Below are 23,586 nucleotides of genomic sequence, written 5' to 3' on the forward strand. Positions count from 1 at the left end.
AACATGCGCAAGGGCAAAACCTGATGATTTTGCTGTGGTGAGAGGTGGCTTTTTTTCGTATAAGGAAAGAAGTGAAACACTGTTTTAATAAAGGAAGATATTATGATTGTTGGCAACATCCATCACTTACAATCCTGGCTGCCGGAAGAACTTCGCGAAGCAATTGAGTACATCAAATCACATGTCAGCGATGAGACAGCAAAAGGTAAGCACGCTATTGACGGCGACCGTCTGTTTTATCTGATTTCTGAGGATACGACTGAACCAGGTGAACTGCGTCGTGCTGAGTATCATGCTCGTTATCTCGATATCCAGATTGTGTTGAAAGGTCAGGAAGGGATGACATTTAGCACGCAACCAGCAGGCGCACCAGAGACTGACTGGCTGGCAGATAAAGATATTGCTTTTATCGCGCAGGGAATCGATGAAAAAACAGTGATTCTTAATGAAGGGGATTTTGTCGTTTTCTATCCTGGCGAAGTTCACAAACCGCTTTGTGCGGTGGGAGCTCCCGCTCAGGTACGGAAAGCAGTAGTTAAGCTATTAAAAGCGTAAGCGATCACTGCCGGGGGCGACCAATGCCGCCGCCCGGCAAAACGTCATTTTGCTAAAGTAGCGACCATAATAGCTTTTATGGTGTGCATCCGGTTTTCTGCCTGGTCAAAGACAATACTTGCCGGAGATTCAAAGACTTCATCGGTGACTTCCATTCCACCATACAGACCAAATTCTGCGGCCATTTTTTTACCCAGCGTGGTTTGATCATCATGAAATGCAGGCAGACAGTGGAGGAACTTAACCTGCGAATTACCGGTCAGGGCCATCATTTTGCTATTCACCTGGTAGTCACGCAGCAGGGCAATACGCTCCGCCCATTTCTCTTTGGGCTCACCCATAGATACCCAGACATCGGTATAGATAAAGTCTGCGCCTTTAACCCCAGAGGCGATATCTTCCGTCAAGGTGATTTTACCCCCGTGTTTTTGTGCCAAAGCACTGCATTCGGCGACCAGCGATGCTTCCGGCCAGCAGGCTTTTGGCGCGACTAAACGCAGATCCAGCCCGGTCAACGCCGCAGCTTCCAGCATTGAGTTCCCCATGTTGTTACGAGCATCTCCGGCGTATACCAGCGTCATTTCATTGAACGCTTTACCTGGCAGATGTTCCTGCATCGTGAGGAGATCTGCCAGCAGCTGTGTCGGGTGAAACTCATCCGTCAGGCCATTCCACACAGGTACTCCCGCATATTCAGCCAGTGTTTCGACAATTTCCTGACCGTAGCCGCGATACTGAATCCCGTCGTACATCCGACCAAGAACACGAGCCGTATCTTTAATCGATTCTTTATGACCGATCTGGCTACCGCTTGAACCGAGATAAGTGACACGTGCCCCTTGATCATATGCGGCAACTTCGAAAGAGCATCGTGTACGAGTCGAGTCTTTTTCGAAGATGAGCGCGATATTTTTACCCGTTAATTTGGCTTCTTCAGTGCCGTTTTTCTTCGCGGATTTTAGTGTTGCGGCAAGTTGCAGCAGGGTAGTGAGTTCTGAAGAGGTAAAATCGAGTAACTTCAAAAAATGCTTCTGATAAAAACTGGACATACTTCCCTCCCATGGCATACGCCTTTGATGAATTAAAATTCAATCTATATGAATGATTATTCATTTGCAAGCTTGATAAATAAAACTTTGTGACAAAGGTGGAGGCATTGTCAGGGGTGTGTGACAATAAGAGTATCGGCAGGACATTAAGAGGAAAGAGCCATGGCAAACCCGGAACTACTGGAAGAGCAGCGTGAAGAGACGCGTCTGATTATTGAAGAATTACTGGAAGATGGCAGCGATCCAGATGCGCTGTACACCATTGAGCACCATCTTTCCGCAGACGACCTTGAAACGCTGGAGAAAGCAGCGGTAGAGGCGTTTAAACTCGGATATGAAGTCACCGATCCGGAAGAACTGGAAGTAGAAGATGGTGATGTGGTGATTTGCTGCGACATCCTCAGCGAATGCGCCCTGAATGCCGACCTGATTGATGCTCAGGTGGAACAACTGATGACGCTGGCGGAGAAATTTGACGTCGAGTACGACGGTTGGGGCACTTACTTTGAAGATCCAAATGGTGAAGATGGCGACGATGAAGAGTACATCGACGATGACGATGACGGTGTTCGCCACTAATTAATGGATTGAAATGCCCGATAGCTCACACTGTCGGGCATTTTTTTTAGAGATCACGTAGCATCCGTACTTCACAGTCGACATGCCCCGTGCAGCCAAGTGCGTAGTCGATATGTTGAAAGCCTAAATGCTCATACAGAGCAATTGCTTCTGTCAGAAAAGCCGTTGTCTCCAGGTAACAGCGTTTGAAGCCCATCTCCCGCGCGTGATCCATCGCCATTAAAGCAAGTTTTTTTGCCAGACCTTTGCCGCGAATAGCAGGTAGAAAATACATCTTTTGTAATTCGCAAATGTCCGCTTCACTACCTGTCAATGGCGCAATCCCGCCACCGCCGACTACTTCGCCATTGTAATCCACCACCCAGTAAGCATGGCCTGGCTGGCTGTAAACCTGATATAGCTCATCGAGATTAGGATCTGCCACGGTATAGCCTTTGTCCGCTGTCAGACCATATTCTGCAGATACCTGTCGGATAACGTGGGCGATGGCTGCGTTATCCTCAGCGGATATCCGTCGCAGGTTAATGGATTGCACAACTTTTGAACTCATGATAATTCTCAATATAAAATGCTAAACCATAATATTGATTAATATCACTCTTTTTTCCCTATCGCAATTGATTTAATTGGATTGTGATAATCGCTATTTCTGGGGTATTGTGTTCGGGCAAGGAATTGTTTTTTTATTCAGATTGTCAATTAATTTAAAGGATACAAATATAATGAGTGATGTTATTCATCACAAGGATAAATTACGCCATCCATTTACCTTTCATGGCGAGGGCGCTAGTTATTTTATTATTTGCCTGGTGAATTTATTCTTGTCAGTTATTACGTTGGGGATTTACGCACCATGGGCAATGGTTCGTTGTCGCCGTTATATTTATGAAAATACAGAGTTGCATGGGGTCAGGTTTAATTATCACGCAACGGGTGGTGCGTTAATTATTAGCTGGATATTAATGACATTGTTATATTTATTGGTGGCATTTATCGCGAGTGTTTCTTCTGAAATTGTCTCAGTGGTAATATTCATCATGTTATTAATGGTAATCCCATTTTTTATTGTAAAAAGTCTGCAATATCAAGCCATAATGACGTCACTGAATAATGTTCGATTTGCATTCCGTGGTTCCATGGGTGAGGGGTGGCGAGTAATTGCTGGATTGCCAATAGTGTTAATCATTGCACAATTTATAGTGTTGATGATTTTCGCATTTTTACCAGCAAATTCACTTGAGGGATTGATTTTCAAATTAGGTACAATAATTGTCCTTTCAATGTTAATGGGGGCGGTTATGAATGGCGTCCTGTACTCCCGTTGGATGCAGTTTATCGGAAATAATGCCAGCTTTGGTATTCATCGTTTCAATAGCGAAGCGAACAGAATGTTTTGTGTGAAGGCATTTTTGATCGCGATATGCATCATGATTCCATTCGCTGCGGTGATGTTTTATATCATGTCCTCCTCAATGTTTGGTCTTATCTTTAGCCGTTCTTTATCGAGCGGAATCTCGTCTGATGCTGTGATGGGTATTCTGACAGGGTATTTTGTTTATCTGCTGGGGGCTTTGGTTGCTGCAGCTTATATCTGGATGTCCATGCGTAACCATTTCATGAATACACTTAGCCTGGCTGATGGGAAAATTCGCTTCCAGTCGACAATCAGTTTTCATGCCATGGTGTTGCAGTTCATGGCAGTATTTTTCGTATCGTTGATAACCCTGGGGCTGGCTTATCCATGGATGAAAATGCGTTATCTGCGCTTTATGGCGAATAACTCGTTCGTGATTGGCGATCTTGATGAGATTACCCTGGCTGATCATGATGATCAGGTTGATACCGGTGCTTTTGCTGTTATCGCACGCGGTGCTTTACCTGTCACACCATTTATCTAAGTGCGTAAAAAAGCCGAAGCGTGTGCTTCGGCTTTTGTCTTTCTGACTGGCTGAGAAATTACAGCGCAGCGATCACAGCCTGCTGTTCAATCAGTTTCGCTTTCGCTTCCGCATAACCTTCAAGCTTCTCACGCTCTTTCGCGATGACCGCTTCCGGTGCACGGGCGACAAAGCCTTCATTCGCCAGTTTGTTCTCGATACGGCTAATTTCGCCTTCGATCTTCGCCACTTCTTTTGCCAGACGCGCCAGCTCATCTTCTTTGTTAATGAGGCCTGCCATCGGGATCAGCAGTTCTGCACCATCGACGATCTTAGTAACAGAAACCGGACCTTTGTCATCGGCAGGCAGCACGGTGATGCTTTCCAGACGCGCCAGCGTTTGCAGGAAGCCACGGTTTTCATTTACGCGACGTTCTGCATCCGCGCTGCAACCACGCAGCAGCAGCTCCAGCGGTTTACCCGGTGCGATGTTCATTTCTGCACGGATGTTACGTACCGCAACGATCGCCTGCTTCAGCCACTCGGTGTCGGCCAGTGCGGCTTCATCGACCTGAGACGCATCGTACTGCGGGAACGGCTGCAGCATGATGGTGTCGGCAGTGATTCCGCAAAGTACTTTCACACGCTGCCAGATGGTTTCGGTGATGAACGGAATGATCGGATGCGCGAGGCGCAGCAGACCTTCCAGTACAGTCACCAGCGTATGGCGAGTACCGCGCAGTTCGGCTTCTGTTCCACCGTTCATTACCGGCTTGGTCAGCTCCAGATACCAGTCACAGAACTGGTTCCAGGTGAATTCATACAGAATGCCGGCGGCGATATCGAAGCGGAAGCTGTCCAGCGCTTCGCGGTACGCTTTGATAGTCTGGTTGAACTCCGCCAGAATCCAGCGGTCCGCCAGCGACAGCGTCATTTCACCGCCGTTGAAGCCGCAATCCTGACCTTCTGTGTTCATCAGCACAAAGCGGCTGGCGTTCCACAGCTTGTTACAGAAGTTACGGTAACCTTCCAGACGCTTCATATCCCAGTTGATGTCACGACCGGTAGAAGCCAGCGCCGCCAGGGTGAAGCGCAGCGCATCGGTGCCGTGCGGCTCAATACCGTTCGGGAACTGCTTCTCGGTACGCTTACGGATTTTGTCCGCCAGCTGCGGTTGCATCATATTGCCGGTACGTTTTTCCAGCAGTTCTGGCAGCGAAATTCCGTCAACCATATCCAGCGGGTCGATAACGTTACCCTTGGATTTAGACATCTTCTGGCCTTCGTCATCACGAATCAGGCCGGTCATGTAAACGGTGTGGAACGGCACCTGCGGTTTGCCATTTTCATCTTTGATGAAGTGCATGGTCATCATGATCATGCGGGCAATCCAGAAGAAGATGATGTCGAAACCAGACACCATTACGCTGGTTGGGTGGAACTGACGCAGGGCGTCGGTGTTTTCCGGCCAGCCAAGGGTAGAGAAGGTCCACAGTGCGGAGGAAAACCAGGTGTCGAGAACGTCTTCGTCCTGACGCAGAGCAACGTCGGCGCCGAGGTTATTTTCCTTGCGCACTTCGTCTTCGTTACGGCCAACATAAACGTTACCCGCGTCGTCGTACCATGCCGGAATGCGGTGACCCCACCACAGCTGACGAGAGATACACCAGTCCTGAATATCGCGCATCCAGGAGAAGTACATGTTTTCGTACTGCTTCGGTACGAACTGAATGTCGCCATTCTCAACCGCTTCAACTGCCGGTTTCGCCAGTACATCGGCACGCACGTACCACTGGTCGGTCAGCATCGGTTCGATAACCACGCCGCCACGGTCGCCGTAAGGAACGGTCAGATCGTGCGGTTTAATTTCTTCCAGCAGGCCGAGTGCGTCAACCGCAGCAACGACGGCTTTACGTGCCGCAAAACGCTCGAGTTTCTGGAATTCTGCCGGGATATCGCTGGAATAAACGTCAGATTCGTTACCTTTGGTATCGAACACCTGGGCGCTTTCACGGATATCACCGTCAAAGGTCAGGATGTTGATCATCGGCAGGGCGTGACGTTTACCGACTTCATAGTCGTTAAAGTCGTGCGCCGGGGTGATCTTCACGCAGCCGGTGCCTTTTTCCATGTCGGCGTGTTCGTCGCCAACGATTGGAATACGACGGTTAACCAGCGGCAGAATGACATATTTGCCAATCAGATCTTTGTAACGCGGATCTTCCGGGTTAACGGCCACGCCGGTATCGCCCAGCAGGGTTTCCGGACGGGTAGTCGCAACCACCAGATAATCTTTACCGTCTGCGGTTTTCGCGCCATCAGCCAGCGGATAGCGGATGTGCCACATCGAACCTTTCGATTCGCGGTTTTCCACTTCCAGGTCAGAGATTGCGGTACGCAGTTTCGGGTCCCAGTTTACCAGGCGTTTACCACGGTAAATCAGGTCTTCTTTATACAGACGAACGAAAACTTCTTTCACTGCATTGGACAGGCCTTCGTCCATCGTGAAGCGTTCACGCTCCCAGTCCACGGAGTTGCCGAGACGACGCATCTGACGGGTAATGGTGCCGCCGGATTCCGCTTTCCATTCCCAGATTTTGTCGATGAAAGCTTCGCGGCCGTAGTCGTGACGGGTTTTACCTTCTTCTGCGGCAATCTTGCGCTCAACGACCATCTGGGTAGCGATCCCGGCGTGGTCAGTACCGACCTGCCACAGGGTGTTTTTGCCCTGCATGCGCTGATAGCGGATCATGGTATCCATGATGGTTTGCTGGAAGGCGTGACCCATATGCAAACTGCCGGTGACGTTCGGCGGCGGGATCATGATGCAGAAACTTTCCTGGCTTTCATCGCCATTAGGCTTAAAGTAGCCCTGCTTTTCCCAGTGCTCGTAAAGCGGCTGTTCGATATCTTGTGGGTTGTATGTCTTTTCCATTATTTCCAGGTTGCCGTATTCAGGTTGAAACCAGCCACGCGGTAGGCTTTATAGCGTTCGCGCGCCAGTTGTTTCAGAGAATCTTCATAAGGAACGAAGTCTACCACTTCTGTGAAAGCGGTGGCAAAATCTGCAAAGCTTGTTCGCAGACTAATCAATATATCGCGCGGGCTGCTGCTACGCTTTTGTGGCCAGGCGATCTCCACCGGCGCACCGCCGCGCGGTCCTTCTCCCGCTAAATTATGCGGAACAAAGCTTTCTGCCGGACGCGCCCACAGGGCTTCATCCAGCCGGTAAGCCTGCTTTTCATCTTCACAGGCGATGAGCACGCGCTTACCGCTGCGCCAACGTTCTGCGGCAATTTCACACACCAGCTGCTCAACGGCGCTTAAGCCATCGACGGTGGTGTCATTGTCCAGAAGGTAGAACGTTGCGTTTTTCATAAATTCGCTTATTTGCAGAAAAGTTGTTGGTGCAATCACGGCTGTGAAAAGCACACGTTGGTTAGTCAGATGGCTTCAATAGAGACTGATTCGGCGATGATGTTAAAAATATCATCATAGGTTGCCAGAAAATAGTGATGGCAACTCGCTGGATCAACATCACTTCGCGGTAGAAATGATGACATCAATCGGGAATCAAATAATTCACCAAAATTTCCGGTGATGCAATTCCAGTCAAACAAATAGCCATTACCTGCCGTGCGCTCAAAACTATCAAGCTCCGCACAACAAGAAAAAAGCATTCCTTTGAATATTAGACAGAATTTTGTGTCGTCATTTCGTTCCACGATGATTTCAAGACGTGATCCACGCTGTTTTGCTTCAACGAGAAATAAACTGTCCCGCGCAAATCCAGCCTGAAGACACTCATCATGCGCAACAAATCTAGCCATCGGATCCCTGATTTGCAGCCGGATGAACATAGCGCCATCCGGCTATACGATTACTCTTCGCCGTTAAACCCGGCGCGGTTGAGCAGGAACTGTGCCAGCAACGCCACCGGGCGACCGGTTGCGCCTTTCGCCTTACCAGAACGCCAGGCGGTACCGGCGATATCCAGGTGCGCCCAGTTATACTTACGGGTAAAGCGCGACAGGAAGCAACCAGCGGTAATCGCCCCGCCAGGACGACCGCCAATGTTCGCCATATCGGCAAAATTGGACTCCAGTTGTTCCTGATACTCGTCACCCAGCGGTAAACGCCATGCGCGGTCACCGGATTGTTCAGACGCGGCAATCAGCTCATGGGCCAGCGGATTGTGGTTCGCCATCAGACCGGTAATGTGATGACCCAGCGCGATCACGCAGGCACCAGTCAACGTCGCCACGTCAATAACCGCTTCCGGCTCAAAACGCTCAACGTAAGTTAACACGTCGCACAGTACCAGACGGCCTTCGGCGTCGGTGTTCAGCACTTCAACGGTTTGACCGGACATGGTGGTTAACACATCGCCCGGACGATAGGCACGTCCGCCAGGCATGTTTTCGCAGCCTGCCAGCACGCCAATAACGTTAATCGGCAGTTGCAGCTCTGCGACCATACGCATCACGCCGTAAACCGCCGCCGCACCGCACATATCGTACTTCATCTCATCCATGCCTTCTGAAGGCTTGATGGAGATACCGCCGGAGTCGAAGGTCAAACCTTTACCCACCAGCACGATTGGGCGTGCATCTTCCGACGCGTTGCCTTTGTACTCAATCACCGACATCAGCGATTCGTTTTGCGAACCCTGACCAACCGCCAGATAGGAATGCATCCCCAGCTCTTTCATCTGCTGTTCGCCGATAACGCGGGTAATGACATTCTTGCTGTAGCTGTCAGCCAACTGGCGCGCCTGAGAGGCGAGGTAAGCGGCATTACAAATATTCGGCGGCATATTGCCGAGATCTTTCGCTGCTTTAATCCCGGCGGCAATCGCCAGACCGTGCTGGATCGCGCGCTCGCCGCTGGTCAGTTCACGGCGGGTCGGCACGTTGAAGACCATCTTACGCAGCGGACGACGCGGCTCGCTCTTGTTCGTTTTCAGCTGATCGGAACTGTAGAGCGTCTCTTTTGCCGTCTCGACAGCCTGACGCACTTTCCAGTAGTTGTTGCGGCCTTTAACGTGCAGTTCGGTCAGGAAACAGACCGCTTCCATTGAGCCAGTATCATTCAGCGTGTTAATGGTTTTCTGAATGACTTGTTTGTACTGGCGCTCATCGAGTTCACGTTCTTTACCGCAACCGATGAGGAGAATTCGCTCGGAAAGTACATTTGGAACATGGTGCAGCAACAGTGTCTGCCCCGGTTTTCCTTCCAGTTCGCCCCGACGTAGCAGGGCGCTGATGTACCCATCGCTGATTTTATCGAGCTGTTCTGCAATCGGAGAAAGGCGACGTGGTTCGAAGACGCCCACGACGATGCAGGCACTCCGCTGTTTCTCCGGGCTACCGCTTTTTACACTAAACTCCATGCACTACGCTCCTGAATCTTAAAGACAACAGCAGTGGCTACGGATAGAATTGCAAGCTTTCGTAACTCATATCCGCTGTTGCGGTGACTTCGTGTTAATCTTAACGTTATTACGGTACTGGCACGTCAGAATAAATTCTGCGAGCGCAATCCGCTGAGTATAAATATCTTAGCGATGATTTCGACGACTCAAGAGAATAAATGACGTTTAAGCCATGAAACAAGCTAAATTCGTACAAAAGACGGGTTTTTACGGGCGTATTAAAAGTGATAATCATAAGATATCTGGTGCGGGAGACGCTCAAAAGCCAGCTGGCGATACTCTTCATCTTGCTTTTGATCTTCTTTTGTCAAAAGTTAGTGAGGATCCTCGGCGCGGCGGTTGATGGCGACATTCCTGCAAATCTGGTGCTTTCCCTGCTGGGATTAGGCGTGCCCGAAATGGCGCAGCTCATTTTGCCTCTCAGTCTGTTCCTTGGGCTGCTGATGACGCTGGGCAAACTTTATACCGAAAGTGAAATAACGGTAATGCATGCCTGTGGACTGAGCAAAGGCGTGCTGGTTAAAGCTGCAATGATCCTGGCGTTATTTACTGGCATCGTTGCGGCAATCAACGTGATGTGGGCTGGCCCATGGTCGTCCCGACATCAGGATGAAGTTCTCGCAGAAGCCAAAGCCAATCCCGGAATGGCAGCTCTGGCGCAAGGGCAATTCCAACAGGCGACGAACGGCAGTGCTGTTTTGTTTATTGAAAGCGTTGACGGTAGCGATTTCAAAGATGTTTTTCTGGCGCAGATTCGCCCGAAAGGCAACGCCCGCCCTTCTGTAGTCGTAGCGGATTCCGGACATTTAACTCAACTACGTGACGGCTCTCAGGTCGTTACCCTCAATCAGGGTACGCGCTTCGAAGGTACGGCATTACTGCGCGATTTCCGCATTACCGACTTCCAGGATTACCAGGCGATTATTGGTCACCAGGCAGTGGCGTTAGATCCAAACGATACTGATCAAATGGACATGACCACGCTGTGGAACACGGACAGTGATCGTGCCCGCGCGGAACTGAACTGGCGGCTTACGTTGATATTCACCGTGTTTATGATGGCGTTGATGGTTGTGCCGCTGAGTGTGGTAAACCCGCGTCAGGGGCGTGTGTTATCAATGTTGCCAGCGATGCTGTTGTATCTGCTGTTCTTCCTGATCCAAACATCGCTGAAATCTAATGGCGGCAAGGGCAAGCTGGATCCGACGCTATGGATGTGGACCGTTAACCTGATTTATCTGGCCCTGGCGATTGCTCTTAACCTTTGGGATACGGTGCCAGTACGCCGTCTGCGTGCCAGTTTTACGCGTAAAGGAGCGGTGTGATGCAACCTTTTGGTGTACTTGACCGCTATATCGGTAAAACCATTTTCACCACCATCATGATGACGCTGTTCATGCTGGTGTCGCTGTCGGGCATTATCAAGTTTGTTGATCAGCTGAAAAAGGCCGGGCAGGGGAGCTACGATGCGTTAGGCGCAGGAATGTATACCCTGCTTAGTGTGCCGAAAGATATCCAGATCTTCTTCCCTATGGCGGCCCTGCTGGGCGCATTGTTGGGGCTGGGGATGCTGGCGCAGCGCAGTGAACTGGTGGTGATGCAGGCTTCTGGCTTCACCCGTATGCAAGTCGCGTTGTCGGTAATGAAAACCGCGATACCGCTGGTATTACTGACTATGGCGATTGGTGAATGGGTCGCACCGCAAGGTGAGCAGATGGCACGTAACTACCGTGCGCAGGCGATGTACGGCGGATCGCTACTCTCTACTCAGGAAGGTCTTTGGGCGAAAGACGGCAAAAACTTTGTCTATATCGAACGTGTTAAAGGTGAAAAAGAGTTAGGCGGTATTAGCATTTATGCCTTTAACGATCAGCGTCGCCTGCAATCTATTCGTTATGCCGCTTCTGCGACGTTTGATCCTGACAACAAAGTCTGGCGTCTGTCGCAGGTTGATGAATCTGACCTGACCAATCCAAAACAGATCACCGGCTCACAGACCGTGAGCGGCACCTGGAAAACCAACCTCACGCCGGACAAACTGGGCGTGGTGGCGCTGGACCCGGATGCACTCTCCATCAGTGGTTTGCACAACTACGTGAAGTATCTGAAGTCGAGCGGTCAGGACGCCGGACGTTATCAGCTCAATATGTGGAGCAAAATCTTCCAGCCGCTTTCTGTGGCGGTGATGATGCTGATGGCATTGTCGTTTATCTTCGGCCCACTGCGTAGTGTACCGATGGGCGTGCGCGTGGTCACCGGTATCAGCTTCGGTTTTGTCTTCTATGTACTGGACCAGATCTTCGGTCCATTGACGCTGGTTTATGGCATCCCGCCGATTATCGGCGCGTTGCTGCCAAGCGCCAGCTTCTTCTTAATCAGCTTGTGGTTGTTGATGCGTAGAGCGTAACCGGACCAATAAATAAAGGGAGCGAAAGCTCCCTTTTGGATCGTTGATAAAGTGCGCTTTGTTTATGTCTGATGCGGTGTGAACGCCTTATGTTTACCCTTGCACAGGTCTGATAAGACGCGGCAAGCGTCGCATCAGGCAAGCTATTTAATAAACGTAAACGCCGTGGTTACCCGCTTCACGCCGCTCACCCGGCTGGCAATATCTGCCGCCGCTTTTGCTTCACGTTCAGTCACCAGCCCCATCAGGAACACTTCACCGTTTTCGGTGGTCACTTTCACGTTGGACGATTTCACCAGATCGCTGGTTAAGAGCTGCGAACGCACTTTGGTGGTGATCCACGTATCGTTAGACGCTTCGCCCAGACCAATCGGCTGGCCCTGACGAATCTCGTTATACACTTCGTTGGCACCGTCTACGCCCATCGCAATTTGTTTAGCGCGAGCCGAAAGTTCAGAGTTTGGTGACTGCCCTACCAGCAGCACTTTGCCCTGATACGCCGTGACATTAATACGGGTTTCTTTCTTAATCTGTTCGTCTTTCGACAATGCACTGTTTACGCGCACTTCCAGGGTACCATCGTCCACCTGGGTGCCGACACTGCGTGGGTCAGTTGCGGCTTTGGTACCCACAGCAGCGGTACCCACTACGGCAGCGGCAACGCAACCTTGCAACAGCAGCGCGGAAAGAAGGACTGCGATTGGCGATAATGCCTTCATGTATTCTCCTTAAACATCCTGGTGAGGGAAAAGCGTGTTATCGATCAGATCGCACAGGCAATTTACCGTCAGCATATGCATCTCCTGAATGCGAGCACTACGATGCGAAGGAATGCGGATTTCCACGTCCTGTGGCCCTAACAAACCTGCAAGTTCGCCGCCGTCATAACCGGTCAATGCCACAATGGTCATATCACGCGTAACGGCGGCTTCAACTGCTTTAACAATATCGCGGCTGTTGCCACGGGTGGAAATGGCTAATAACACATCTCCCGCATGACCCAGCGCCCGCACTTGTTTTGCATACACTTCATCATGCAAACGATCGTTGGCAATCGCCGTTAAGACAACATTATCAGTATTTAGTGCAATGGCAGGTAAGCTGGGCCGCTCCGTTTCGAAACGGTTGATCATGCTGGCAGCAAAATGCTGTGCATTGGCAGCGGAAGTTCCATTACCACAACAGAGGATTTTGTTGCCATTGAGCAGAGACTGAACCAGCGTCATGGCTGCACGGGAGATGGCATCCGGAAGCGCCTCTGCCGCCGCAATTTGAGTTTGAATGCTTTCAGTGAAGCAAGCTTTAATTCTTTCTTGCACGCTAATCCTTAAACCTTAATTATGAGTGGTCATTAAAGGCATCCTTAATCCACTCAACCTCATTCCCGGTGAAGGCTACCACATCGAACCGGCAATCCACAGTATCAAAACTCCCATTATGACGCGCGAGCCACAAGCGGGCAGTCTGTAATAATTTGTGTTGTTTGCTGCGGGTCACACTGGCCGCCGCACCGCCGTAAAGGGCAGATCGGCGGTAACGCACCTCGACAAAAACGGTGGTCTGGCCTTCACGCATTATCAGATCGATCTCGCCGCCACGCTCGTTCACGTTAGCGGCGACAAACCGCAGTCCTTTGCCTTCCAGCCAGCGACGCGCTTGTACTTCCCACGCATCGCCGGTTTGTTTAGTGGTTAACTGGCGGGGACTACCTGACCTTGTTGGTACTGTAGCCATGATAACTTCCTGTTAATCACGCAATCCGGGTTCGCCGTCAGGCTGCCGGTATTGCCGTTGATTTCAAAACCCTGAATCTGGCGCATTTGTGAGAAATGATTTGCCAGCGACCAGGCATCGACGCCCATCGCAAACATGCGAGCCAGTGAATAATCGTTATTCACCGCGCTGAGTGCCTGCTGCATTAACGGCAGATTACCGCCTGCCAGCATCGGGATTTCGCTGTACTGCAGACCTTCCATCTCCAGTCGGAAATCCGGGCCAGCGGTGCCTTGTGCGCTACGGGAACTGGCGTACAGCGTCGCACCGCTGTGACTGCCGTTACGCATGGCGATCATCGGTTTGATAAAGGCGATTTCGCCCGGCGTTGCCACAATGTAGACCGCATCGACACGACCGCCATTGTTAGTGAATTGAGCGTCGGTGGGTGTCGTTTGCAGGGTTGGGTTACCCGTTGCCGCGCCAGAATCGACAGTCATGCTGGTGGCTACCGGACTACCCGTTAACGCAATCCCTGAACCACCATTCACGCCCGCGCGTAATTCATTGGTGGAACCAAATTTCTGCTGTAAAACCGTGCCGCCGCCCAGTTTCTGCCACTCCTGCGCAAATGCATTGGCTACACGATCACCCAACGAACTGCGCGGGATCAGCACCAGCGGCGCTTGTTTACCCTGGTCACGAATATGACGCGCCGCATCGCGCGCTTCATCTTCTGGCGACAGCGCGAAGTAACAGATATTGGCGCGGTTTTCGATATTTTCCGGCTGATTCAGTGCCAGCACGTTCAGTGGAGTGTTGCTCTTAAGCAACTCTTCAACGTTATTTTTCAGCAGCGGACCGACCACAATGCTCGCGCCATCCTGCTGGACCTGGCTTAAGATCTGGCTAAGCGGTTGTGATGAGGTATCGTAGATTTTCAGTTCTGCGGATGGATTTGCTGGCGCGCTTACCGTTGCGGTGGTTGCTGCCGGGGTGCTTACAGGCGCTGGCTGTGCCGCAGGCTGTTCACCAGTCAGATCGCTAACTGAGGCTTGTGCCGGGCTGGCAACGCCATCCATGGTTTGCGGCTGAGGTTGTTCTACTACGTCAGCGGCAGGTGCGGCAGCTACCTGAACCGCCACTGGCTGAGTGCCGATATTTTTCGCCGCTTCAAAGCCTTGCTGAATAGTGCGACCAAATACCGCAGCCTGACCATTGAGTGGAATCAACAGGGCTATTCTATTGGTTGACGCGGGTTTAAATGCTTTTACATTTACCAACTGCGTTGGCAGCATTTTCGCGCCCGGATTGTGCGGATAACGTTTCTGCCAGTCGGCAATCCCGGCTTTCATCATGTCGGGATCGTTACGGTTATCAAACCAGACACGCTGCAGATCCAGCCAGCCTTGCAGAATATTTTCGTCGGCGTTGATCACCAGCGTATTCGCCTGATCCTGCGTCATGGAGGAGAGCGCTTGCCAGGTGGCGTCAATATTTTGCTGTTTTTCTTTTGCACCGAGCAGGGGTTCCTGAGCAATTAACGCGCGCAGTAAATCCAGGGAAGGACGCCCCTGACTGGCATCGATTTTTGCCTGCCAGTAACGCGCCTGCTGGTTTTGTTCTAAATCGGCAGGTGTCATTTTAGCCAGCAAGTTTTGCGCGCCAGCAAAATCTTTCTGCGCCAGTTTAATCTCTGCCGCCAGCAGTGTTTTCTCGCGACGCTGAGAATCGTTCAGTTCTTGCGGTAGTTGGTTAAACAGCTCCACCGCCTGCCCGGTTTTACCTTCGTTCACCAGTGCACGAATGGCGAGTAATTGCCAGTTGATCCTGGTATCATCAGAGCTTTGCTGCATCTGTTGCAGGTAAAAGGCAGAATCAGCCTGCGCCGTTCCCTGCATATAAGCAGTGGACTGATCGGGAGTATGGGTGCCACAACCGGCGAAAATCAGGGCTGCCAGAACAACAGGCAGACAACGCGCGGCTTTCAAACGAGAAGATGTTGAGGGTACCATAATGTATCCAGTGATATTTTTTTTACGCAATGCTCAATATTAAATCGGCAATACGGACGACACAATGAAACAACACCAATCGGCGGATAATTCTCAGGGCCAGCTTTACATCGTACCAACACCGATCGGCAATCTGGCGGATATCACCCAGCGTGCGCTGGAGGTGTTACAGGCTGTAGATCTGATTGCCGCCGAGGATACTCGTCACACCGGTTTATTGCTGCAACATTTTGGGATTAATGCCCGGTTATTTGCGCTTCACGACCATAATGAACAACAAAAAGCCGAAACGCTGCTGGCGAAGCTGAAAGAGGGGCAAAACATTGCGCTGGTTTCCGATGCCGGAACGCCGCTAATTAACGATCCTGGCTACCATCTGGTGCGTACCTGCCGTGAAGCGGGGATTCGCGTGGTGCCACTACCAGGGCCGTGTGCTGCCATCGCGGCATTAAGCGCCGCCGGTCTGCCTTCGGACCGTTTCTGTTATGAAGGCTTCCTGCCGGCCAAATCAAAAGGCCGCCGTGATGCGCTAAAAGCCATTGAAGCGGAGCCGCGCACGCTGATTTTTTATGAATCGACTCACCGTCTGCTAGATAGCCTGGAAGATATCGTTTCGGTATTAGGCGAATCCCGCTACGTGGTTCTGGCGCGTGAGCTGACCAAAACCTGGGAATCTATTCACGGCGCGCCGGTCGGCGAACTGCTGGCGTGGGTGAAGGAAGATGAAAACCGCCGCAAAGGTGAAATGGTGCTGATTGTTGAAGGCCATAAAGCACAGGAAGAAGACTTACCTGCCGATGCCCTGCGCACGTTGGCGCTGTTGCAGGCAGAACTGCCACTGAAAAAAGCGGCGGCGCTGGCAGCAGAAATTCACGGCGTGAAGAAGAATGCACTGTATAAGTATGCGTTGGAGCGGCAGGGCGAGTGATTACAGGCGTCGCAGCAGGAATAGCGCTACAACGCCTGTACCAGGCGAGTTAACGACGACACATCTCATCAATCATGCATGTGAAATGGTTATGCAGCCATAAAAATGAAGCCGGGATAGCGGTAGAGACTTTAGCCGTGAGAAAACGTTCTGTCGCATCCTGCTTTCCTTCGCCAGTCACCAGTAACAAAACTTCGCGGGCATTGAGAATATCCTTCAGGCCTAAAGTGATCCCACGAGTCACGGGACGACCCGCGGTTTTTAACATCTCATGTTGTTGCGTTCTGGCATCAAGCTGGCTGATATGGCTTGCTGGTTGCAGACTTTCTCCCGGTTCGTTCAGCCCAAGATGGCCGTTTTTCCCCAATCCGAGAACGCATAAATCCAGACCACCTTTGCGCGCAATCAGGTTCGTTACCCGTTCGCACTCTGTCTCATTTATCTCTTCGGAGCGAAAGCTGATGAGCTGGTCTTCACGTAGCCCCAGCGGCTGCACGAGATGCTGTTGAAGGAAAGTTTCGCAGGTGCCAGGCATCGTTAATGGCAGATCCACCCATTCGTCGAGCTTCGCGAAGGTCAGTTGGCTGACATCAACCTGCTGCTGGTGGATTTTTTCTACCAGATAATGATACGTCAGTAATGGTGTGGCTCCGGTCGCCAGGCAAATCACGGCATCCGGTTTGCTACGAATCACGGCCAATAAATATTCGCTGGCACGTTCACTTAACGCCGTATAGTTTTCAACTTGCTGAAGGGTTTGCACAGGATGAAATTCCTTTAGTAAAGAGGCACCACCAGACGCAGTGCCTCGTTCCATTTACAAAATGCCGAATGCAGAACAAACAATAGAGAGCACAAAAGTCACGCCGATTAACAGCACCGGATGCGCTTTTTTCACCCGCAGGAAGTAATACATCAGCAGGGTATAGGCCATCGGTAAAATATTTGGAAAGACTTTATCGAAGAAATCCTGCTGCAGGGCGACGCTGTGGGTACTGTCGATGGCAAACGATGTCACCACGTTAATATGTACATACGAAGCGATCAGCCCGCCGATTACCGTGATCCCGAGGATGGTTGCCGAACGGGCAATCATCTGCGAGTTCTCTCGCACTTTATCGATCGCCTTCACGCCGACTGAATAACCGACGTGGGTCCAGCCGACGCGCAGGAAAAAGATAAGCAGGTAAACGGCGAAAAATAGAATCGGCCCCAGCAAGTTTCCCTGGCTGGCAAACGATGAGCAAATCCCCGCCATAATCGGCAACAAAGTAAACCAGAAAATCGCATCACCAATCCCGGCGATTGGGCCAAACAGCGCCACTTTGAGGCCTTTAATGGTGTCGCGGTTTTCTCCTTTTTCTTCCATCGAAATTAATAACCCCATCAGGAATCCGACCAGATTCGGGTGAGTATTAATAAATTCGAGGTTATCTTTCATCGCCGCGCTTAGGCCCGGTTTGTCGTCCTTATAAATCTTTTTCAGGAGCGGCAACATCGCCCAGGTAAAACCGCCCGCCTGCATCCTTTCGTAGTTAAAGCTCGCTTGCAGGAGTGACGAACGAAAGCCCAGACGGGTGATATCTTTTTTACTGATTTCAGATCCCATTGCTGTAGTCCTCTTCTTCATTTTTACTGGCAACGGGCTGCGGTTGCGCTTGCTGCCGGGATTTCGCATTGAAAAACTCATACACCGCAAAGCCTGCACCCAGTACGGCAACTGGCAACAGGTTGCTGACCTGGATGTAGCAAACAAACAAGAAACCGGCGATCAGGTAAGGGATATATTGCGCTTTGAACATCACGCGCAGCAGCAGGCCAAAACCAACGGCAGGCAGAATGCCGCCAGCCACTTCAAAGCCGTGGGTCAGCCAGGCGGGCATCGCTTTCACCAGCGCCTGCATCGCCCCTTGCGCCAGGTAAGTACAGAGGAAAGCAATCACCGCATACGCTGAAGCGACGATGAGCATCGTTGTCCAGTTAAGCCGGGAAAACGCTGCCGTATCCGCCTCTTTCGCACAATTATCGGCTTTGGTCATGAATAATGAGAAAGCGGAATAGAAGAACAGAATGACGTACTGCATTAACAAACTAAACGGCAGCCCAAGGCCAATTGCCGTTTTGGCATCGACGCCCGTAGACCATGCAATGACGGTGGTCATCAGACCCGCCATAATTGGGTTGGGCGGCTGAACACCACCTGCGGGGGTTAATCCGGCGAAAGCCAGCTCTGTCAGGCCACCGGTAATTAAGCCAGTCTGAATATCACCGAGAATAGCACCTGTAAGGGTACAAACGATTATCGGGCGGAATAAAAATAAGGCTTCCAGCCAAAAATCAATCCCCAGAACGAAAACTAACGCCGCCAGGGATAATCCCTGAATTAGGGTTATTTCATGCATTTTTATTACCTCAAACCAGTATTAAGGCGATTTTAAATTTAGTCAGGGATTTGTTCTTTTTGATCACCGGGGACGTCCTGAATAAAAATATTCACACCGCATTGTTTAATAAAGTGTAAGTCCGCGAGATCTTGATCGTCGATATAAACTTTACTGCTGATTTGCTTTTTCCCTTCCGAGAAATGCATATTGCCGACGTTGACATCTTTCAGGTCAATGCCACCTTCTATCAATTTACGTACCGTTTGCGGCGTACGGCAAATCAGGAATATTTTCTGATGCGGTGCAGCTTTGCCGATGACGTTAATGGTTTTTTCGATAGTAAAGAAACGAATGCCAAAGCCATAGGTTTCCGCGGTAATACCCATTAATTTTTGTTGAATATCATCGTTAGCGACAACATCATCCACGACTACTAGCAGATTCGCACCGATGGTAGATGTCCAGGTCACGCCAACCTGACCGTGAACCAGACGGTTATCAATACGGGTTAAGAGAATATTTGGACTGCTCATTGTGTAATCCTCACCATAAAGTTGAATAATATAGTTTTTTTAATATATTATTGTTGTGATATTTTACTGATGTATTTATTAAGGTTTAGTTACCTCCTTTGCTATTAAGGCACTCCCCGATATTAATCGGGAAGTACATTGGGATAAATCATAAAAACTTAATGATTACGCTGAAATTTGATTAACTGAACCACAGACATTAATTTTATTTCTGACAACTTCTTTCATCGCATCCATACCGACGCGCATATAATAACGAGGGTCATTACCCTGTGGGTTTTCCGCAAACCAGGCTTTAACCGCACCGGCGAAGGCTATTTTTAATTCTGTGGCAACGTTCACTTTTGTGACGCCAAGTTCAATAGTGCGACGGACAAATTCATCTGGAACATCGCTGGCACCATGCAGCACCAGAGGAACATCCACCACTTCACGAATTTCCGCCAGTCGCTGGAAATCAATCTTCAGCGTTTTGCTGTATAAGCCGTGCGCCGTACCAATCGCTACCGCCAGGCTGTCGACGCCAGTCAGTTCGACAAAGCGTTTAGCTTCTTGTGGATCGGTCAGAAATGCACTTTCGGCGTCGACGCTCAGCTCATCTTCCACACCGCCCAGGCGGCCCAGTTCTGCTTCCACGCTGCAATCCTGCGAGTGGCAGAAGTCGACAACCGATTTCACCAGTTTCACGTTCTCAGCAAACGGGAAGTGACTGCCGTCGATCATCGCACTGCGCACGCCTGCGTGGACTTTACGGCGAATATCATCGAGTGATTCGTGGTGGTCGAGATGCAGCGCCAGTGGCATGTTGTAGGTTGTGGAATAGGCGCTACACAGGGCGTAGATCTCTTCCAGCGCGATATGTTTAAAGGTCCCCGGCGTTCCGGCGAGGATCACCGGCGATCGCATTTCACTGCACACTTCGAGGATCGCCTGGATCGTCTCGGCGTTATGAATGTTAAAAGCAGGCACCGCGTAGCCATTGGCCTGGGCGTCCTGTAACAGATATTTGGTGGAGATAATGCTCATAATGCGATCCTCTTATGCCTGCCACGGATGAATGGTTACGCCTTGCACCACGCGGTTAACGGTGCCACTGGCTGATGGGGTATCCGGCGTATTGCCCATGTGCAGCGACTGCATCAGTGCAAACGTCTGGGCGTACATCAGGAAGCAAAATGCCTGCTCAACGTCGATAAAGTGACGTGACGGCGGCAGGATGATATGTGGACCGGCAGCGACGATGTCGGTACTTTCCGCGGCGATGGCGATTACGCGCATTGCCTGGTTGTCACGGCGGAGTTCTGCCAGCAGATCAAGATCATACTGACGCGTATAGGGGTGGCTGGAGACAAACACCACCACCAGCGTTTCGTCATCGACCAGTGATTTAGGCCCATGACGGAATCCGGTCGGGGAATCATAAAAGGCCGCCAGTTTACCCGCCGTTAGTTCAAGCACTTTCAGCGCCGACTCGCGTGCTGCACCCTGTAATCCACCACTGCCGAGATAAACGATCCGTTTCCACGGTGCGTAACCAAACACACCTTCGCTGAAATCGCCCAGTGAGGTCAGGATCGCCTGGCAACGATCCGCTACGTCGCGGAAGGTCTGGCTATTGATTGTCTCAGGTGCGAAAACCGCGAGGCAGCTGGCCATCATAGTGGTAATGCTGCTTGTCATCGCAAAGCCGCGATCGTGCGTTTCTGCGGGCATCAGCAGGGCAAACGCGTTGTCGCTGTTGATCGCGTTTTGGTAAAGAGCGCCCGCTTCGTTGCAAGTGATCGGCAGGTGATAGCATTCCGGTACAAATTGATTTGCCAGTTCCACGGCAGCGACGCTTTCCGGGCTGTTGCCGGATCGACCGAAGGAGATCAACAGTAGCGGATGAGCTGGATTCAGGTAGTCCATCGGATTAGTGACCAGATCGGTGGTCGGTACGGCGCTGAAGTTTTTACCGGTATGGCTGGCGAGCCACGGCGCGATGATATCACCGATAAATGCCGAGGTTCCGGCTCCGGTCAGGATGATCCGCAGATTCTCTTTGCGCAGTAACGGTTCAAGGAAGTTATTGAGCGCGGAACGTAGCGCGTCGATGTTGGTGAGTGAACGGATCCATGCGCGAGGCTGATGGCGGATCTCTTCTTCAGTCCATGTACCGGTTGCAGCGGCAGCAGGGGTGTAATTTTCTGGCATAACTCAATCCTTAGTCTGATGAACTTGACGTCGGGCGTTGTCGCTTTCGCTTGCCTTTCGTTTCATTTCACTTGGTGATGTCTTTCGTTGATTAAAATCTATAGAAAAGAAACTGAAAGTTCAATGGAGAAAAAAGAAATAAAACGAAATTTGTGATCATTGAAAGAAAAGACAAGGGAAGATTAAAGGATTGCGTGATAACGTCGCTATGTGTACCGATTGCTGGAAGCGGCGTACCGTAGGTCGGATAAGACGCGTCAGCGTCGCATCCGACACCTCTGCTCAGCCTAAAAAGAAAGAAAAAGAAAGGCCTTACGGGGGAAGTGAAGGCCCAATAAAGGAGCAAACCATCAAAACGAAGCTAATTGACCCTGAATCCAGATTTGTTGCACATGCAGTCCGCTATTCAGCGCAACGACGCTGGCGCGTTTGCCCGGTTTAAGTGATCCCAGAACACCATCAACACCCAGCATTCGCGCCGGATGCAGCGACGCCATATGGATGGCTTCCGCAGGCGTTACGCCCGTCAGCTCGACCATATTGCGAACAGCCGCATCAACAGACAGCGTACTGCCCGCCAGTCCACCAGACACGGTACGGACAACGCCGCCGTGCATCTGCACCTCTTCACCACATAACGTATATTGACCATCCGGCATCCCGGCTGCCTGCATCGCGTCTGTGATCAGAACTATCCTTTCTTTCGCACAGCAACAACACAGCGACATCGCCGCCGGATGTACATGATGACCATCGGCTATCAGTTCCAGCCAGGCGCGCTTGTCCGTTAAACCCGCGCCAACCATTCCCGGTTCGCGGTGATGTAATCCTGTCATCCCGTTATAGCAATGCACCAGGCCGTCGGCACCAACATCAAATGCGGCGCGGGTTTGTTGCCAGGTTGCTGCGCTATGTCCCAGCATTACCCGCACGTTCTGCTGTTTAAGATGACGAATGGCCTGCAATGCCCCTTCTTTTTCCGGTGCCAGCGCCACCACGCGCAAGGTATGCCGTGAAACAGCAATCAATTGATCCAGCTCGGCAATTTCCAGCTCGCGAAACAGCTCCGGCGGATGTGCGCCTTTATTCTGCGGCGTGAAGTACGGCCCTTCGAGATAACTCCCCAGCACTTGCGCACCAGGCCCGCCGCGCTGGCAGCGTAGAGCAATACGTTCCAGCGCCGCATGAATGGTATTAAGCGGCGCGGTTACGGTAGTCGGCAACCAACTGCCGACACCTTCCCGTGCCTTGTGCATTGCCAGCTTGTCGAGCACATCCGGCGCGTCATCCATAACATCAACGCCCGCACCACCGTGTACATGGGTATCGATATAAGCGGGGCAGAGCAGTTCCGCATCGCGTTCAGCCACGCCCACTGGAATCGGTTCGATTGCTGCAATTACACCGTCAGCAATATGCAACTGATGATCATCAAGCCAGCCCTCCTCAGTCAGCAGTCTTCTGGCGCGCAGAACGTGTGTCATATTCCTTCCTCGACCGGACATTCTTCATGGCAGCGGCCTAATTCATCCACCAGACTGGTCAGCCCACGGTGTCCACACTCCAGCGCCTGTACACGGAATTCTTCACCGCTTAACCCTTCGCGCTCCAGCACCATTTCCAGCAACAGTTGCAAATTGGTGCCGGTGATCACTTCATAGCCCGTTTTTTGCATCGCCAGCGTTGAAGCCACGCGAAACGGTGTGCCGCCCAGCAAATCTGTCAGAAAAACAATGCCGTCTTCACAATCCAGTTGGGCGATGGCCTCTTCAAGCTGCGATGTAAGCAGCGCGGTGCTTGAGGTTTCCGGAAAATCGATGGCGATAAACTGCGACTGCTCGCCGAGGATTTGCTTCATTGCTTTTTCCATGCCGCTGGCAAATCCGCCATGCCCTGTCAAAATAATACTTAACATCTAA

25 protein-coding genes are annotated in these 23,586 nt (G+C 51.1%); 7 read left to right on the plus strand and 18 right to left on the minus strand.

Annotated features, from left to right (window positions below; all coding sequences use genetic code 11):
• The first annotated feature begins 102 nt into the window (after window positions 1-102).
• Window positions 103-555 carry a YhcH/YjgK/YiaL family protein gene (locus EFER_RS21630; protein ID WP_000635213.1) on the plus strand — a complete coding sequence of 151 codons (453 nt, stop codon included), beginning with the start codon at window positions 103-105 and terminating at the stop codon, window positions 553-555.
• A 44-nt stretch (window positions 556-599) separates the two neighbouring features.
• Here EFER_RS21630 and argF read toward each other — a convergent pair whose 3' ends face one another.
• The gene (argF, locus tag EFER_RS21635; protein ID WP_000094241.1) at window positions 600-1,604 is read right to left on the minus strand and encodes an ornithine carbamoyltransferase; all 1,005 of its coding nucleotides are present in this window, start codon (window positions 1,602-1,604) and stop codon (window positions 600-602) included.
• Window positions 1,605-1,766: 162 nt separating this feature from the next.
• On the opposite strand from argF, the gene rraB reads away from it, so the two are divergent.
• On the plus strand, window positions 1,767-2,183 hold the full coding sequence (gene rraB, locus EFER_RS21640) for a ribonuclease E inhibitor RraB (protein WP_000002942.1): 417 nt from the start codon (window positions 1,767-1,769) through the stop codon (window positions 2,181-2,183).
• Between the two features lie 46 nt (window positions 2,184-2,229).
• On the opposite strand, the gene EFER_RS21645 is transcribed toward rraB, so the two are convergent.
• Window positions 2,230-2,733 (minus strand): GNAT family N-acetyltransferase, encoded by a 504-nt coding sequence (locus tag EFER_RS21645; RefSeq protein WP_000096222.1) that lies wholly within the window; start codon window positions 2,731-2,733, stop codon window positions 2,230-2,232.
• Window positions 2,734-2,905: 172 nt separating this feature from the next.
• Here EFER_RS21645 and EFER_RS21650 point away from each other — a divergent pair, with 172 nt between their 5' ends.
• A complete protein-coding gene (locus EFER_RS21650) occupies window positions 2,906-4,081 on the plus strand; it encodes a YjgN family protein (RefSeq protein ID WP_001286080.1) in 1,176 nt (391 codons plus the stop codon).
• 58 nt (window positions 4,082-4,139) lie between these two features.
• Here EFER_RS21650 and valS read toward each other — a convergent pair whose 3' ends face one another.
• The 4 genes from valS to pepA all read right to left on the minus strand — a co-directional run bounded on the left by valS (window position 4,140) and on the right by pepA (window position 9,452).
• A complete protein-coding gene (gene valS / locus EFER_RS21655; RefSeq protein WP_000416369.1) occupies window positions 4,140-6,995 on the minus strand; it encodes a valine--tRNA ligase in 2,856 nt (951 codons plus the stop codon).
• Window positions 6,995-7,438, minus strand: coding sequence for a DNA polymerase III subunit chi (holC, locus tag EFER_RS21660; protein ID WP_000786399.1), 444 nt, complete (start codon window positions 7,436-7,438; stop codon window positions 6,995-6,997). The genes valS and holC overlap by 1 nt, the downstream gene beginning before the upstream one ends.
• A gap of 65 nt (window positions 7,439-7,503) precedes the next feature.
• Window positions 7,504-7,890 carry a hypothetical protein gene (locus EFER_RS21665; protein ID WP_134895601.1) on the minus strand — a complete coding sequence of 129 codons (387 nt, stop codon included), beginning with the start codon at window positions 7,888-7,890 and terminating at the stop codon, window positions 7,504-7,506.
• 50 nt (window positions 7,891-7,940) lie between these two features.
• Window positions 7,941-9,452 carry a leucyl aminopeptidase gene (pepA, locus tag EFER_RS21670; protein WP_000397164.1) on the minus strand — a complete coding sequence of 504 codons (1,512 nt, stop codon included), beginning with the start codon at window positions 9,450-9,452 and terminating at the stop codon, window positions 7,941-7,943.
• 153 nt (window positions 9,453-9,605) lie between these two features.
• Between pepA and EFER_RS24685 the strand changes: the two genes are divergently transcribed.
• The 3 genes from EFER_RS24685 (at window position 9,606) to lptG (ending at window position 11,901) form a co-directional block, all read left to right on the plus strand.
• A complete protein-coding gene (locus tag EFER_RS24685) occupies window positions 9,606-9,656 on the plus strand; it encodes a hypothetical protein (protein ID WP_212734113.1) in 51 nt (16 codons plus the stop codon).
• 62 nt (window positions 9,657-9,718) lie between these two features.
• Window positions 9,719-10,819, plus strand: a complete 1,101-nt coding sequence (gene lptF, locus EFER_RS21675) for an LPS export ABC transporter permease LptF (RefSeq protein WP_000584139.1) — start codon at window positions 9,719-9,721, stop codon at window positions 10,817-10,819.
• Window positions 10,819-11,901, plus strand: a complete 1,083-nt coding sequence (gene lptG / locus EFER_RS21680) for an LPS export ABC transporter permease LptG (protein ID WP_002431714.1) — start codon at window positions 10,819-10,821, stop codon at window positions 11,899-11,901. The genes lptF and lptG overlap by 1 nt, the downstream gene beginning before the upstream one ends.
• A gap of 143 nt (window positions 11,902-12,044) precedes the next feature.
• Here lptG and dolP read toward each other — a convergent pair whose 3' ends face one another.
• From dolP to lpoA, 4 genes are read right to left on the minus strand one after another with little or no spacing between them, the layout of a single operon-like run.
• Complete coding sequence (gene dolP, locus EFER_RS21685) at window positions 12,045-12,620, minus strand: division/outer membrane stress-associated lipid-binding lipoprotein (protein ID WP_000646051.1); 576 nt, start codon at window positions 12,618-12,620, stop codon at window positions 12,045-12,047.
• Between the two features lie 9 nt (window positions 12,621-12,629).
• The gene (diaA, locus tag EFER_RS21690; RefSeq protein WP_001158035.1) at window positions 12,630-13,220 is read right to left on the minus strand and encodes a DnaA initiator-associating protein DiaA; all 591 of its coding nucleotides are present in this window, start codon (window positions 13,218-13,220) and stop codon (window positions 12,630-12,632) included.
• Window positions 13,221-13,239: 19 nt separating this feature from the next.
• Window positions 13,240-13,635 (minus strand): YraN family protein, encoded by a 396-nt coding sequence (locus tag EFER_RS21695; protein WP_000246848.1) that lies wholly within the window; start codon window positions 13,633-13,635, stop codon window positions 13,240-13,242.
• Window positions 13,593-15,629 (minus strand): penicillin-binding protein activator LpoA, encoded by a 2,037-nt coding sequence (lpoA, locus tag EFER_RS21700; RefSeq protein WP_000249252.1) that lies wholly within the window; start codon window positions 15,627-15,629, stop codon window positions 13,593-13,595. The genes EFER_RS21695 and lpoA overlap by 43 nt, the downstream gene beginning before the upstream one ends.
• 64 nt (window positions 15,630-15,693) lie before the next feature.
• Between lpoA and rsmI the strand changes: the two genes are divergently transcribed.
• A complete protein-coding gene (rsmI, locus tag EFER_RS21705) occupies window positions 15,694-16,557 on the plus strand; it encodes a 16S rRNA (cytidine(1402)-2'-O)-methyltransferase (protein WP_000809247.1) in 864 nt (287 codons plus the stop codon).
• Window positions 16,558-16,606: 49 nt separating this feature from the next.
• Here the strand turns inward: rsmI and EFER_RS21710 are convergent, their stop codons facing one another.
• The 8 genes from EFER_RS21710 to agaF all read right to left on the minus strand — a co-directional run bounded on the left by EFER_RS21710 (window position 16,607) and on the right by agaF (window position 23,582).
• Window positions 16,607-17,374: a galactosamine-6-phosphate isomerase gene (locus EFER_RS21710; protein WP_002433060.1), complete on the minus strand. Its 768-nt coding sequence runs from the start codon at window positions 17,372-17,374 to the stop codon at window positions 16,607-16,609.
• Entirely contained in the window at window positions 17,375-18,166 is a 792-nt protein-coding gene (agaD, locus tag EFER_RS21715; RefSeq protein ID WP_000534360.1) for a PTS galactosamine transporter subunit IID, read from the minus strand.
• A complete protein-coding gene (agaC, locus tag EFER_RS21720; protein WP_000544466.1) occupies window positions 18,156-18,959 on the minus strand; it encodes a PTS galactosamine transporter subunit IIC in 804 nt (267 codons plus the stop codon). Before agaC ends, agaD begins: the two co-directional genes overlap by 11 nt.
• Window positions 18,960-18,997: 38 nt before the next feature.
• The gene (agaB, locus tag EFER_RS21725; RefSeq protein WP_000098010.1) at window positions 18,998-19,474 is read right to left on the minus strand and encodes a PTS galactosamine transporter subunit IIB; all 477 of its coding nucleotides are present in this window, start codon (window positions 19,472-19,474) and stop codon (window positions 18,998-19,000) included.
• A gap of 165 nt (window positions 19,475-19,639) precedes the next feature.
• Window positions 19,640-20,500, minus strand: coding sequence for a tagatose-bisphosphate aldolase subunit KbaY (gene kbaY, locus EFER_RS21730; RefSeq protein WP_000022770.1), 861 nt, complete (start codon window positions 20,498-20,500; stop codon window positions 19,640-19,642).
• A gap of 12 nt (window positions 20,501-20,512) precedes the next feature.
• Window positions 20,513-21,667: an AgaS family sugar isomerase gene (locus EFER_RS21735; protein ID WP_001114870.1), complete on the minus strand. Its 1,155-nt coding sequence runs from the start codon at window positions 21,665-21,667 to the stop codon at window positions 20,513-20,515.
• 350 nt (window positions 21,668-22,017) lie between these two features.
• Complete coding sequence (gene nagA, locus EFER_RS21740; RefSeq protein ID WP_002433061.1) at window positions 22,018-23,151, minus strand: N-acetylglucosamine-6-phosphate deacetylase; 1,134 nt, start codon at window positions 23,149-23,151, stop codon at window positions 22,018-22,020.
• Window positions 23,148-23,582 (minus strand): PTS galactosamine/N-acetylgalactosamine transporter subunit IIA, encoded by a 435-nt coding sequence (gene agaF, locus EFER_RS21745; RefSeq protein ID WP_000948832.1) that lies wholly within the window; start codon window positions 23,580-23,582, stop codon window positions 23,148-23,150. The genes nagA and agaF overlap by 4 nt, the downstream gene beginning before the upstream one ends.
• Window positions 23,583-23,586: the final 4 nt, after the last annotated feature.

Origin of the sequence: Escherichia fergusonii ATCC 35469 (assembly GCF_000026225.1) — a bacterium.
In the GTDB taxonomy this organism is placed as follows: domain Bacteria; phylum Pseudomonadota; class Gammaproteobacteria; order Enterobacterales; family Enterobacteriaceae; genus Escherichia; species Escherichia fergusonii.